Genomic DNA, 12,797 nt, shown 5'->3' on the forward strand with positions numbered 1-12,797 from the left:
GAAAGAGAAATCAGTAAAAAATCTGCTTGAATTTCTGCAGAATCTGGTAGTAAAATACTCTGGTGTGCAGGCAGATATTTTAATTTGATAAAATTTATCGTCATGAATTTTTAGATGCCAGGGTCAAAAGGTCTAAGCCCACATGAGCTTGCTCACAGGTGGGTGAAAGACCTTAGGACCCGCCCCGATATGAGCATAAAAGTGGAATGATAATCCCACGATATGCGAATATTGAGTAGGATTGTGGGAGTGCGTAGCACGGAGCAATCCGTAGGCATCAAAGTCGGGGGATTTTGACCCCGACATCATTTTTATTATCATAAAGGAGGCAACTGGATATGGGAAAAGTAGAAGATAATAAAAAATTGAAAATGAATACACTACTTCAGACAGCATTTGACCTTTTTACAGGAAAAGGCTTTGCAAAGACAACCGTATCCGACATTGTAAATCAGGCCGGACTGGCAAAGGGAACTTTTTATTTGTATTTTAAAGATAAATATGACTTGCGGGATAAGCTGATCGCATTTAAAGCCAGCCAGCTTTTTGACGATGCACATAAGGCACTGGATGCTGCCGTTATCCCTGACTTCGAGGAAGAAATTCTTTTTGTAACGGACTATATCATTGAACGCTTTCAAAATCAGCAGGGACTGATGAAATTTCTTTCCAAGAACCTTTCGTGGGGAGTATTTCAGGATGCGGTCGGAACCGGATCGCTGGTTTCCCAGAAGTTTTACAACCACTATCTCGATTCCTTACAGCGGTATCACGTAGAATGTTCTTCTCCAAAACTTTTACTCTTCACCCTGATCGAATTTATCAGTTCTACCAGCTATAATTGTATTCTTCATAACGAGCCGGTGTCGATGGAAGAATATATGCCTTATATGCACGCCGCACTCAGGCAGATCTGCAAAGTATATATTACAGAAACTCCGGTTTAAAAAAAGAATGTTGGGAGCAAAAGCCCTCAACATTCTTTTTTCAGTTTTTCTCACGTAGATCATTTCGTTAAGACATTGCCTGATACGGAGAACCTTTTTACCGATAACCTGAAACAATTTCTGAAACAATTCCTAAAATAATTCGTCAAAACGCTTCATTGCCTCGGCTGTCTTCTCATGCTTTCCAAAGGAAGTCAGTCTGAAATAATTCTTTCCATTCTCACCAAACCCTGCTCCCGGTGTTCCCACGATCTGTGCATTCTCAAGCAGATAATCAAAGAACTCCCAGGATTCCATCTCTTTCGGGCATTTAAACCAGATGTATGGAGAATTTACCCCACCTGTAAACCAGATATTTTTCTTCTTCAGAGTTTCTGCGATCATACGTGCATTCTCTCTATAGTATTCAATATTCTGCTGGCACTCTGCCATGCCCTCTTCTGTGAAGACCCTTGCTGCCGCATACTGAATGATATATGGCGTACCGTTAAATTTTGTAGACTGCCTTCTGTTCCACATGTCATGAAGACTTAATGTTGCTCCATTAGAAGCCGTAAACACCAGCTCTGTCGGAACAACCGTATAGGAGAAACGAGTTCCTGTAAATCCTGCTGTCTTGGACAGAGAGCAAAATTCAATCGCACATTCTTTTGCACCCTCAATAGCATAAATACTCCGTGGAAGATCCTGATCGGTAATAAATGCCTCATAGGCAGAGTCATAAAGGATTACCGAATCATTCTTCAGGGCATAATCAACCCATGCTTTCAACTGCTCTTTATTGTAGCTTGCTCCGGTCGGATTATTCGGAGAACAAAGATAAATGATATCTGCCTTTACTTTATCATCCGGCATCGGAAGGAAGTCATTTTCCTCCGTTCCGTTCATATAGATGATCTTCTTTCCATCCATCGTATTTGTATCCACATAAACCGGGTAAACCGGATCAGGGACAAGAACTACATTATCATTTGAAAAAAGTTCTGTGATATTTCCTGTATCGCTCTTAGCTCCGTCTGAAATAAAAATTGCTGCAGGATCAACCTCAATGCCATTCCTTGCATAATAATCTGCAATCGCCTTGCGTGCAAACTCATATCCCTGCTCTGGGCCATATCCCATAAATGTCTCAGACACCGCCTGGGAATCAACTGCCTCATGAAGTGCCTCGATCACGCTCTTCGTAAGTGGAAGAGTTACATCGCCGATTCCAAGACGAATGATCTGATCTGCTTTGTCCGGATGCGTTTCCTCATATACTTTTACTCTTCTGGCAATTTCTGCAAAAAGGTAGCTGTCTTTTACATTCTGATAATTTTCATTTAACTTTGGCATTTTTCTCTCCCTTTCTTTAACCGACTAAAGTACTCTGTAAGTAATATTAGCAGAATTTCTCCAATTAGAAAAGAAGCTGACTGCAATTTCTAAAAATCCATTCTCTGGACCGCTTTTTCTGACTATTCTATGTGCAATTTGTCACAATTTCAGAAAAATATATACAAAGAAAATACTTTCCACTACAAAAATAACCGGTACTCCAATCATGAATTTCAGTTTTCTTGTCTTGTGCCGGAACATCAGCATCCCTGCCAATGCCCCTGTGCAGCCACCGGCAGCCGCCAAAAGCAACAGTGTTCTCTCCGGTATTCTCCACGCACGTCGCTTTGCCTTCCACTTATCAATTCCGTAGATGATCCAGGTCAACAAATTCACCACGATCAGATAATACATAAGCCATTTCATAACCTGATCTCCTCTCTTAGCGTAAATGAATAGATAATCTTTTCTTTCACCGGTTTTTCAAGAAGCCCCTCCAATGCCTGTGCATAATATTCCAACTGTGCATGATAACGTTCTTTCAACTGCTCTGCACTCTTCACCTTGTCCGTCTTATAATCCAGTACTACAATCCCGTCTTCCTCTTCAAAGTAAGCATCTATAATTCCCTGAACAAGAATCACTTCCTTTTCCTGACTTCCTGGCTCACCGGAAAATCCCGGATAGACCTGATCTGCATCCACCCCCAGTACAAAAGGCTGCTCTCTCCATAACTTCCCTTTTCCGGCTGCCGCTGACATTCTTTTTCCACTGCTGCTTTCCAGGAATAATAAAATATCAGATATGCGGATACAGGCTGCCATCTCCAAAGTCATCTTTTTCTTCTTTTCAAAATCATGCACTGCATTTTTCAAAGCAGCTTCCGTATATTGCCTGGTAAAATCTAATAATTCCATAAGCTTATGATAAGCAGTTCCTCTGGACGCCCCGGTCAGGCCTTCTTTTTGATCCTGCATAAATCCCGGTACTAACGGAACAATTTCCGGTTCCTGATACAGTTCCTCGCCACCGTCTTCCTGCATTTCACGCATCTGTTCTCCTGCGTAAATTCTCTTTTTCAGTTCTGAGACTGTAAATTTCAATTTCATCTGCTCTTCCTGTAAATAAGGATAAGTATAATTCATCTGTTCTGACAGAAGCTCTTTCCATTCCGGCATATACGACTTTTCTGTATCCCAGTGTTCCAGCACTTCTCTCGCCAGTACTTCTGCCTGACCTGCTGTTGCTGCCCCATAGGATAATTCTTCTCTTGTAACAAGCCGCACCTGTATCCATTTTTCTGCCTTTTTCCAATCTCTCATCAGTGCCGGTAAGATCCAGTCAAAGCAGGTCTTTGCCCCTTCCATCTGATACAGTGCAAGCGAATCTTTTTCATCTGCTTTCCAGCTATTCTGCTTTTCTTCTCTTTTTATTATATCTTCCATCATTTCCAATGCCAGAAGTTCTTCTTCCCCAAGCTTCGCTGTACCGGTCAGGATCATCTTCTCTTTTGCCCTGGTCATGCCAACATAAAGAACTCTCAGTTCTTCCGAAAGATTCTCCAGCTTTGTTTTTTCCTGTATCATTCTTTTCAGAAAAGTTGGATTTTTCGTTCTCTGTTCCAGATCAACTGCATCAATTCCAATTCCCCAGTCCGGATGGATCACAATACTTCCCCTCTGATCCTGCATATTAAAACTTTTTCCCATTCCCGCTACAAATACAATTGGAAATTCCAGTCCTTTACTTTTATGGATACTCATCAGGCGTACCGTATCTGCCTGTTCATCCATAATTCCGGCTTCTCCATAATCAACATTATATTTTTTCAACTGCTCAATATATCTGACAAAATTAAAAAGTCCTTTATAACTTGTCCCCTCAAATGCACACGCCTTTTCAATCAGCATCTCCACATTTGCAATCCGCTGCTCTCCTCCCGGCATCGCAGCAATAAAAGTCCGGTATCCTGTCTCTTCAAGGATCTTTGCCAGCAGATCATGGATCGGAGTATAGGAAAGTATGCTTCTGAAGTATCTGACCTGCCTCGTAAACTCTGCCAGCTTTTCTCTGACCGCTTCTGAAATCTCTCCGCTGCGGTTTTCCGCTTCTGCATCTGATTTTTTCTTTTCTTTCTTTTCTTTTTCTCCGGTTTCTCCACTCCCGTCTGCTCCGGTTTCTTCCGTTTTTTCTTCCCCACACAGCCAGACAGACTCGTAAAATGGCAGATTCGGATATGCCAGCCGGATCTGTGCCAGTTCTTCCGCATCCAGCCCGACAAATGGTGAAGTCAACACTGCTGTCAGTGGAAGATCCTGCCTCGCATTATCCAGAATCCGCAGATAGTCTAAAAGGACGCTGATCTCATACGTTTCAAAATACCCCTCTCTGCTCACTGAATATGCCGGGATTCCTTCTTCTGCCAGCACTGCTGAAAAACTCTCTGCCCATCCCTGGATACTCCGCGTTAAGATTACAATATCCTTATACTGTATCTTTCGAAAAGAATCACTGCCTTTATCATAAATATATCCCGATCCCATCATTTCCCTGATCCTTCGTGCGATCATTCTTGCCTCAGCCTCTTTGGCATCTCTTGCCTTCATATCCTGCTGATTAAAGATCAGAACTTCTGTCTTATCCGTAAAGACGGCATCTTCCGGTATCGGTGGAAACTCTGCTCCCGCATACAGAGCCGCATTTTCATCATATTCGATCCCTCCAAATTCCCGGAACATCAGCTTTTCAAAAAGATAGTTTGTACTGTCCAGTACTTCCTTCCTGCTTCGGAAATTTTTATGAAGATCAATTCTCTGACAGGGACTGCTTTCCACACTGTAAGTATCATACTTCTCCATAAAAAGTTCCGGTCTTGAGAGACGGAATCTGTATATGCTCTGCTTTACATCCCCTACCATGAACATATTATTTCTGCCTTTACTCATCCCTGACACACTCGTCAGGATCGTTTCCTGCACCAGATTACTGTCCTGATACTCATCCACCATCACTTCGGCAAACCGCTCCTGATATTCTTCAGCAACCGCAGATGGCACGATTTTCCCCTCTGTATTTCTCGTCAGGATTGCCAGTGCAAACTGCTCCATATCACTGAAATCAATCATATTTCTCCGCCGCTTTTTTTCATCAAACCGGTCAGCAAACTCCTGTACCAGTCCGGTCAGCGTCCTCATTGCCTGAGCGGAATCCTGCATATCTGCAACCCATTCATCTGCCGTTGCATAGAAATAAGATTTCTGAATCCCATCAATCAGAGCTTTCAACTGCTTCCGGACAGCCTGGACGGATTTCCGCAGCTCCGCATCGACAGTCTCATCTTTTTTACCCGAAAGCTTTTTCCAGTTGAAATCCATCAGAACCTCACTCATTTTCTCATAAGAGTCTGCCCTTTCCAGCTTTTTCAGTTCTTTTTCATCTGATTCCAATGCCTCTGCATACATATACGGACCTGCCGGGAGCTGACAGATTTCCATCGCCTGTCTGACCAGTCCATACAGATCGCCCAGTTGCTGTCTGACACGTTCTTCCACTGTATGCACCATTCTTGAATCTTCCAAATGCTCTCTGTCAATTTCATAATCTTCTGCACAGGAGATCAGCCACTGACGTGGATCAGGATAACTTCTTGAGTATTCATACAACTGAAGAATCAGTTCCTCAATCTTTTTATCCGTTCTGCCTGTTCCATATTTTTCCACAAATTCCCGGAACTCTTCCTCATCTTTTGCATAATGTTCTTCCAGCATTTCATCCAGTACATCCTGTTTAAGCAGACGTAGCTCCCCTTCTTCTCCCACACGGAATGACGGATCGATTCCGATCACATGGAAATGATCCCGGATTACCGACAGACAGAATTTATGCACCGTAGTGATCATCGCACTATGTATTAACGATGCCTGCTGCTCTAGATTCAGATTTCCCGGAAATTCTTCCAGTTTTTTTTCAATCGCTGCCGCGATCCTTTCTTTCATTTCGGCTGCCGCTGCCTCTGTATATGTGACAACAAGCAGCTTATCCACATCCACAGGATTCTTTTCATCCGTGATCCTTGAGATGATCCTCTCAACGAGTACTGCTGTCTTTCCTGAACCGGCAGCAGCCGAAACCAGAATATTTCTGTCACGCAGATCAATAACCTGCCGCTGTTCTTTTGTCCATTTCACTGCCATACTGCCTATGTCTCCTTCTCTATTTCCGGCTTTTTTACTCCCGACTTTTCTTTATCCCTGGCTTTTCTTTATCCCTGGCTTTTCTTTATTTCTGACTTTTCTTTATTCCCAGCTTTTCCTTCATACATTCGACTGCTTCTTCCAGTGAATATTTCTGCAACTGACGGTATTCACACCCTTCAATCCGCTGGTCAAATCCGCAGATATCTTTGCAGGCACAGAAATCACATCCTGTATCCTCACCAAGCAGATACGGCAATGCACTTACCTCTCCCTCATACATCTCCGCTTTCAGTTCCTTTTGCTTCGACCTGGTATAAGCAAGTACCGTCTCAAACTTCTCCTGTGGAAGAGCTTTTGATGCACTCCCAAGTAATCCATTCTGATTCCTGCGGAGCGGATAATATAACGAACTTCCTGTCAGATTCGCCTCCAGATGTTCAATTACTTCCTCTTCACCATTCACAAGCCCATCCAGTTTCAGTTCTTTTAAAATACTTTCTTCCGTCTTCTCGTCTGTCTTTTCTCTTGCCACGATCGGATCCTGTATCCTGTAATAAAAAATTCCTGCAGGAACTATCTCCTTTCCCGGATATCTCTTTCCCTCTGCTTCCAATGCTGCATTCAGATACACCGGCAACTGAAGCTGAAGACCATGATAGAAAGAAGTAATATCAAAGACCTTTCTTCCCGTCTTATAATCTGTCACCTTGACATAAACCCGGTTCTCATCTTCGCACGTATCAATCCTGTCGATCTTACCACTTCCGAATTTAAATTCGTATCCTGCCGGTTTAAAATCTCCCTGCTCCATCTGTCGGGTCAATGCCCATACAGACCGGCGGATCAGACGCTTGATCCGATAGATCATATATTCATTTCTTGCACTTGAAAACAGGACTGTATTTCCATAATCCAGAACGCTGCTTTCCACACTTTCATCTATCAGCTCTGTCCTGCGTTCCTCCGGCATTGTTACCCAGTCCAGTTTCTCTTCCTCTGCTTTTCTTGCAAAACGTTCTAATGCCTGATGTGCAATATTTCCCAGATCCATCGCCTCAAATCCGTAGGTTTCCCGGTCAGAAAGCCGTAAACCATAACTCAGGAAATGAGCATAGGCACAGGAAGCAAACTTTTCCAGCCTCGTCACACTCACGCGTTCAGGATCAAGATACAGCTTTTCAGCCATCTGACTTCCCAGCATACCGGCTTCTTTTTTATAAAATCCTGCTCTCAACAGCTTTTCAACCACGGATCTGCTTTTTTCATCGCCTGCAAACCATGTATAAAGTTCTTTCCATTGTGCATCCAGTCCCTGTTCTTTTTCTCTCAGCCCTTCCGCCAGTCTGAGAATCCCGGTCCTTCTTGTCATCTCACACTGCTGCCATGACTTTTCTTCCTCATCCACCGGTTTTAAATCCGGGAACAACCGCATCAACTCCTGGATCAGATACGACGGTCGGAGAGATTTTCCCTCTCCTGACGCTTTTGCCCAGGATAAAAAGAGAAATTTTGTCGGCTTGGTAAGATTTAAATACAAATAAAATTTCTGAATATAAATCTTTTCTTTTGCTCCCGGAGAAAGTGAGATTTCTTTCTTCTGAAACTGCTCCCGGTCACATTCAGACAACAATCCGCCCACTCCTGTATTTCCCGGTAAAAGTGTATCATTTGCCCCTACAAAGAATAAAGCTTTGATATTCTTGATCCTTGTACGTTCTACATCTCCGATCATAACCTGATCAAGACTTGGCGGAATGACTCCTACCTTCGCCTCTTCCAGTCCTGCATCCAGTAATTCACAGTAATCTTTCAGAGCGATTTCTTCTTCACCCAGCAGACTTACAAATTTATCAAATAATTCCATAACGATCCTGTATACCTGTGCATACTCTTTCGCCAGTGCCAGTTCTCCCCGGTCCTGAAATTTTTTCTCCAACTGTGTAATTTTCTGTTGCAGCTTTTCCTGAACAAGATATTCATATACTGCCTGCGTCACATCTCTGACAGTCTTTTTCTTCTGCTTCAGAACCTGTATCAGTCCCATCGTCTTTTCTACAAAGATCACTCTCAGATGATTCAGTTCTTCCAGTTCTTTTTCTCCGGTTGACGGAGTTCTTCTGACCCACGCCTGCTGCCATTTTTTATACCCTTTAATATCCAGTGCCAGACAATAATTTTCCAATCGGTCAATCTCTTCATCCGTAAAACCGCACAATCCGGTCCTCAAATGCCTGAATACACTTTCGTAGGTAAAATTCTGTTCTGCCATCGCCAGCAGGCTCCGCAGATATTCTACAAATGAATTGAGCAAAATACTTTTTTTATGATCCATAAAAACCGGAATTTCAAATAATTCACACGCTTTCTCCAATGCATCCGCATACAGGTTCAGATCCGCAGCTATAACCGCAATATCCCGATATCTGTAGTCTTTTTCACGCACCAGCTTTCGGATTGATTCTGCCACATACCTGGCTTCTTCTCTCGGATTTTTCGTCTCATGAAGCGAAATTGCTCCGCTGCAGGTTTCCGATTCTTCTTTTTTCTTTTTATACTGTCTCCTTGAATAACGGAAAAGTTCCGATTCTAAAAATGCCATCTCAGGATTTTCTCTGAACCGGTATGGCACTTTTTCATACAGGCAGACCGATTCTTCAACCTCTGCCCCTGCATCCTGTGCAGTCTTTACAAGAGATGTAACCATCTGCTTGCTCAACGCAAAAAGCTGGTAAGGATGCCGATAAATAAAAGGATCTTCCCTGCGGTCAATTTCAACCGTAACTATCACCTTTTCACTGACTTTTAAAAGTTCTGAGATCAGCCGGATCTGAACCGGAGTAAATCCCGTAAATCCATCCAGTGCGATCACGCTCCCCTTAAGAAGTTCTGAGTCACATACCGCTCTCGCCAGTACATCCAACATCTCTTCTTTGGTAATATAACGATCCCGCAGATACTCTTCAAATCCTTCATATACTTTACGGATATCCTGCAATTTATAATAAAGATAACTTTCCTGACTGAGTCCCTCCATAAAGTCATCCAGCTTGTCAAAATCAACACCATACTGTACAAATTCTGAGATAACAGACTTTACTTCACTAATATATCCCTGCTTTTTCAGATTTCCTTTCAATACTTTCAGGTCATCCTCGAGCTTCCCCGCAATCCTCCGGATCACAAGATTCTTCCCCTCATCATCAAGAACCGGCTGTTCTTCCCTGCCGACTTCTTCAAATACGCGATATGCCAGTCTCATAAAGCTTAATGCATCAATATTCATGATGCCGCCTCTCGGATGTGCCGCACATAAATCTCTCTGCGTCTGCATGGTAAACTGCTCCGGTACAAGAACCAGATAATTCTTTTCCGGGTGTTCCATTGATTCATTCACGATCTGCTGATAAAGATAATGAGATTTTCCACTTCCTGAATTTCCCAAAATAAACTGTAGTGACATTCATTTCCTCCAAATGCTATGGTATACAGAGCATCTGCCACCGGCAGTTTCTTCTGCATACTTTGGTATAAAAAGCAGATACAGACCGGTCACTCTTCCCACACCGTTCCTGCATCTGCCCGTTGTCCGCAATCACTTTGTATCGTTCCTGTATCGATGAACTGCTTTACTTTATAAGACTTAACAACTCACCTTTTGATACTGCACCGATCTGTCGGCCTGCTTCCTCACCGTTCTTAAACGCAATAAAGGTCGGGATACTCATTACTCGGTATTTCTGTGCAATCTCCATCGCCTGATCAATATTGATATTGCACACTTTGATTTCCGATTCCTCCTCAGCAATCTCATCCACGATCGGACTCATCATCTTACAAGGTCCACACCAGTCTGCATAAAAATCTACCAGTACCAGCTTTTCCGCCTGAAGAACTTCCTGCTCAAAATTTTCTACCGTTAACTTAACAACTGACATCTTTCTTTCCTCCTATAAACGAATCACTAAGTTACTTTCCTGCATTTTTCTGCATTTTAACTTTTCTTTTTTATTAATCTCCAGTTTCACCTGAAAATAAGCACTTTTTTCTAAAAATCAAATACCATCGGATCATAACTTGTTCTTTTATTTTGATTCATTGCATTCATCCTTTTCATATCTTCTTCCGTAATCTCAAAATCGGATATCGAAATATTCTGCAATAACCGTTCTTTATTTTTCGACTTTGGAATTGGGATAATCCCCTGCTGGACATTCCAACGCAACAATAACTGAGCAGACGTCTTATTATATCCCGCAGCCATCCTGCCAATCTCATCCTCGTCCAGATTTCCCCGCAATAAAGGTCCCCATGCCATGACCTGAATCTCATTTTCTCTGCAAAATCCGAGTAATTTCTCATCATGCATAAACGGCGTATGCTCAATCTGATCGATCATCGGTCTGACTTTACAATTTGCCAGCAGATACTCCAACTGGCAGACTTCAAAATTGCATACACCTATGCTCCTGACCTTTCCATCAGTATACAGCTTTTCCATTGCTTTCCATGTATCAAGCATTCTTTCCCGGTTCTGTCCCGGCCAGTGTACAAGAAACGAATCCAGATAATCCGTCTTCAGGCGTTCTAAAGACTCTCCAAAGCTTTCAATCGTCCGCCCATACCCCTGGTTACAATTATCTACCTTGCTGATCAGGAAAATATCCTGCCTGGGAATCCGGTTCTTCTCTAACGCTTCACCCAGTCCGCTTTCATTTTTATACATCTGAGCCGTATCAAATAAGCGATAACCCTGTTCATATGCATATCTTACTGCATCGTCCATTTCTTTTCCCGCATTCATCTTATAGACACCAAGACCCATCTCTGGAATTTCAACACCATTATTTAATCGAAACATAATAAGCCTCCCTTTCATTTTGCGATACGACTACAGTATAACATACTTTTTCTTGCGGTTAAATCTTTTCTGTATCTTACCATATCCGCATTGCGTTATCAATACAGATATTATTTTATGATGCCAGGGTCAAAAGGTCTAAGCCCACATGAGCTTGCTCATAGGTGGGTGAAAGACCTTAGGACCCGCCCCGATATGAGCATAAAAGTGGGATGTTAATCCCACGATATGCGAATATTGGGTAGGATTGTGGGAGTGCGTAGCACGGAGCAATCCGTAGGCATCAAAGTCGGGGGCTTTTGACCCCGACATAATTTTATAATTTCATAATATTTCCAGCACTTTTTTATCACATTTTCATCCTAAAATAACATCTGACATTAAGGGGAGTCTGTCAATCGAATTGAAGGGAGTATAAATTCTATGACAAATGAACAATATCATACTTTGATCCATCCTTATACAGATGCCATGAACCTGATCCTTACCCGACTGGAGATTTTAAATCACTGTGCCGCTGACAATGAGGATGTCCGGCCAATCCATGGAATCACCCACCGGATCAAGGAAAAAATAAGTATGGAAAATAAATTAAAAAAGAAACATTCTAACGGAAGTGTGCAGGATGCACGCACATTACTGAAAGATATTGCCGGTATCCGCGTTATCTGCTTTTTTGAACGCGATATTTATCAGCTTGCTGAATCATTAAAAAAGCAGACTGACCTGATCCTCGTCTGCGAAAAAGATTATATCCGACATCCAAAACCGAACGGTTACCGGAGCTATCATCTTGTACTGGGAGTTCCTATTTATTCACTGGATGGCATGGAATACTATCCGGTGGAAATTCAGTTTCGCACCATTTCCATGGATTTCTGGGCTGCCATGGAACACCGGATCTGCTATAAATCCCAGCCCTTTGATGAACTCGAAATGAAAAGTGCTTTCCGGCAGTATGCAGAAATACTTGATGGGATTGAGAAATCCTTTGAAGTGTATAGTGAGAATTGTGGGTGAAATTTGTATTTGTTGGGGTGATACGCTTAGAAGACATACAAATTCTTGGTGGCGAAGCGGACGCGGAAAGCAGGGATATTCCTTCGCAGTGCAGGACCCGCTTTACCTCAGCCCGTTGACCGTTTGTAACTCGAAAGTGGAAATCTTCGTGCAATGGCACTCGATTTACTTTCTCTAACAAACGCTGCAAAGTGTCTTCGGAACGCTCCCTGCTAATGCACCTGCTCAGGAACATCCTGCTTTCCGCTGACCATCTCGATAAGAAGTTTTTAGCTCCACAGCGTATTCACTCAACAATACAAATTTCAAAAGGGTTGATAGCCTTTCGGCTCTTTATTTCTTATTGAAATTTCGTATTTGTTGAAAGAAAATATCCTGATGCGAGGAAAGTTTTCTGACTTGAAAAGCCTAATATCCACACTTGTTGTTGCGTGAGCAGTGCATTGACAAGGAGCGTTC

Annotated in this window: 8 protein-coding genes; 2 read left to right on the forward strand and 6 right to left on the reverse strand. The window is 42.6% G+C overall.

Annotated elements, in window-relative coordinates; translation table 11 throughout:
- Positions 1 to 338 precede the first annotated feature (338 nt).
- Positions 339 to 947 carry a TetR/AcrR family transcriptional regulator gene (locus NQ541_RS10070; protein ID WP_005611541.1) on the forward strand — a complete coding sequence of 203 codons (609 nt, stop codon included), beginning with the start codon at positions 339 to 341 and terminating at the stop codon, positions 945 to 947.
- A gap of 132 nt (positions 948 to 1,079) precedes the next feature.
- Here NQ541_RS10070 and NQ541_RS10075 read toward each other — a convergent pair whose 3' ends face one another.
- From NQ541_RS10075 to NQ541_RS10100, 6 genes are all read right to left on the reverse strand, one after another.
- Positions 1,080 to 2,282 carry an LL-diaminopimelate aminotransferase gene (locus NQ541_RS10075; RefSeq protein ID WP_005611540.1) on the reverse strand — a complete coding sequence of 401 codons (1,203 nt, stop codon included), beginning with the start codon at positions 2,280 to 2,282 and terminating at the stop codon, positions 1,080 to 1,082.
- A gap of 141 nt (positions 2,283 to 2,423) precedes the next feature.
- A complete protein-coding gene (locus tag NQ541_RS10080; protein ID WP_005611539.1) occupies positions 2,424 to 2,690 on the reverse strand; it encodes a DUF1294 domain-containing protein in 267 nt (88 codons plus the stop codon).
- Entirely contained in the window at positions 2,687 to 6,457 is a 3,771-nt protein-coding gene (gene addA, locus NQ541_RS10085) for a helicase-exonuclease AddAB subunit AddA (protein WP_005611538.1), read from the reverse strand. The genes NQ541_RS10080 and addA overlap by 4 nt, the downstream gene beginning before the upstream one ends.
- An 85-nt stretch (positions 6,458 to 6,542) precedes the next feature.
- The gene (locus NQ541_RS10090) at positions 6,543 to 9,920 is read right to left on the reverse strand and encodes a PD-(D/E)XK nuclease family protein (RefSeq protein ID WP_005611529.1); all 3,378 of its coding nucleotides are present in this window, start codon (positions 9,918 to 9,920) and stop codon (positions 6,543 to 6,545) included.
- Positions 9,921 to 10,086: 166 nt separating this feature from the next.
- Positions 10,087 to 10,395: a thioredoxin gene (trxA, locus tag NQ541_RS10095; RefSeq protein ID WP_005611525.1), complete on the reverse strand. Its 309-nt coding sequence runs from the start codon at positions 10,393 to 10,395 to the stop codon at positions 10,087 to 10,089.
- A 110-nt stretch (positions 10,396 to 10,505) separates the two neighbouring features.
- The gene (locus NQ541_RS10100) at positions 10,506 to 11,318 is read right to left on the reverse strand and encodes an aldo/keto reductase (protein WP_023920916.1); all 813 of its coding nucleotides are present in this window, start codon (positions 11,316 to 11,318) and stop codon (positions 10,506 to 10,508) included.
- A gap of 423 nt (positions 11,319 to 11,741) precedes the next feature.
- Between NQ541_RS10100 and NQ541_RS10105 the strand changes: the two genes are divergently transcribed.
- Positions 11,742 to 12,338: a GTP pyrophosphokinase gene (locus NQ541_RS10105; RefSeq protein ID WP_005611516.1), complete on the forward strand. Its 597-nt coding sequence runs from the start codon at positions 11,742 to 11,744 to the stop codon at positions 12,336 to 12,338.
- Positions 12,339 to 12,797: the final 459 nt, after the last annotated feature.

Origin of the sequence: [Ruminococcus] lactaris ATCC 29176, assembly GCF_025152405.1 — a bacterium.
Classification (GTDB): Bacteria; Bacillota; Clostridia; order Lachnospirales; family Lachnospiraceae; genus Mediterraneibacter; species Mediterraneibacter lactaris.

Excerpts from the sequence above, each read along its gene's own strand:
- NQ541_RS10070 (WP_005611541.1), top strand. The coding sequence starts at position 339 with ATGGGAAAAGTAGAAGATAATAAAAAATTGAAAATGAATACACTACTT.
- NQ541_RS10080 (WP_005611539.1), bottom strand. The coding sequence starts at position 2,690 with ATGAAATGGCTTATGTATTATCTGATCGTGGTGAATTTGTTGACCTGG.
- addA (WP_005611538.1), bottom strand. The coding sequence starts at position 6,457 with ATGGCAGTGAAATGGACAAAAGAACAGCGGCAGGTTATTGATCTGCGT.
- trxA (WP_005611525.1), bottom strand. The coding sequence starts at position 10,395 with ATGTCAGTTGTTAAGTTAACGGTAGAAAATTTTGAGCAGGAAGTTCTT.
- NQ541_RS10075 (WP_005611540.1), bottom strand. The coding sequence starts at position 2,282 with ATGCCAAAGTTAAATGAAAATTATCAGAATGTAAAAGACAGCTACCTT.
- NQ541_RS10100 (WP_023920916.1), bottom strand. The coding sequence starts at position 11,318 with ATGTTTCGATTAAATAATGGTGTTGAAATTCCAGAGATGGGTCTTGGT.
- NQ541_RS10090 (WP_005611529.1), bottom strand. The coding sequence starts at position 9,920 with ATGTCACTACAGTTTATTTTGGGAAATTCAGGAAGTGGAAAATCTCAT.
- NQ541_RS10105 (WP_005611516.1), top strand. The coding sequence starts at position 11,742 with ATGACAAATGAACAATATCATACTTTGATCCATCCTTATACAGATGCC.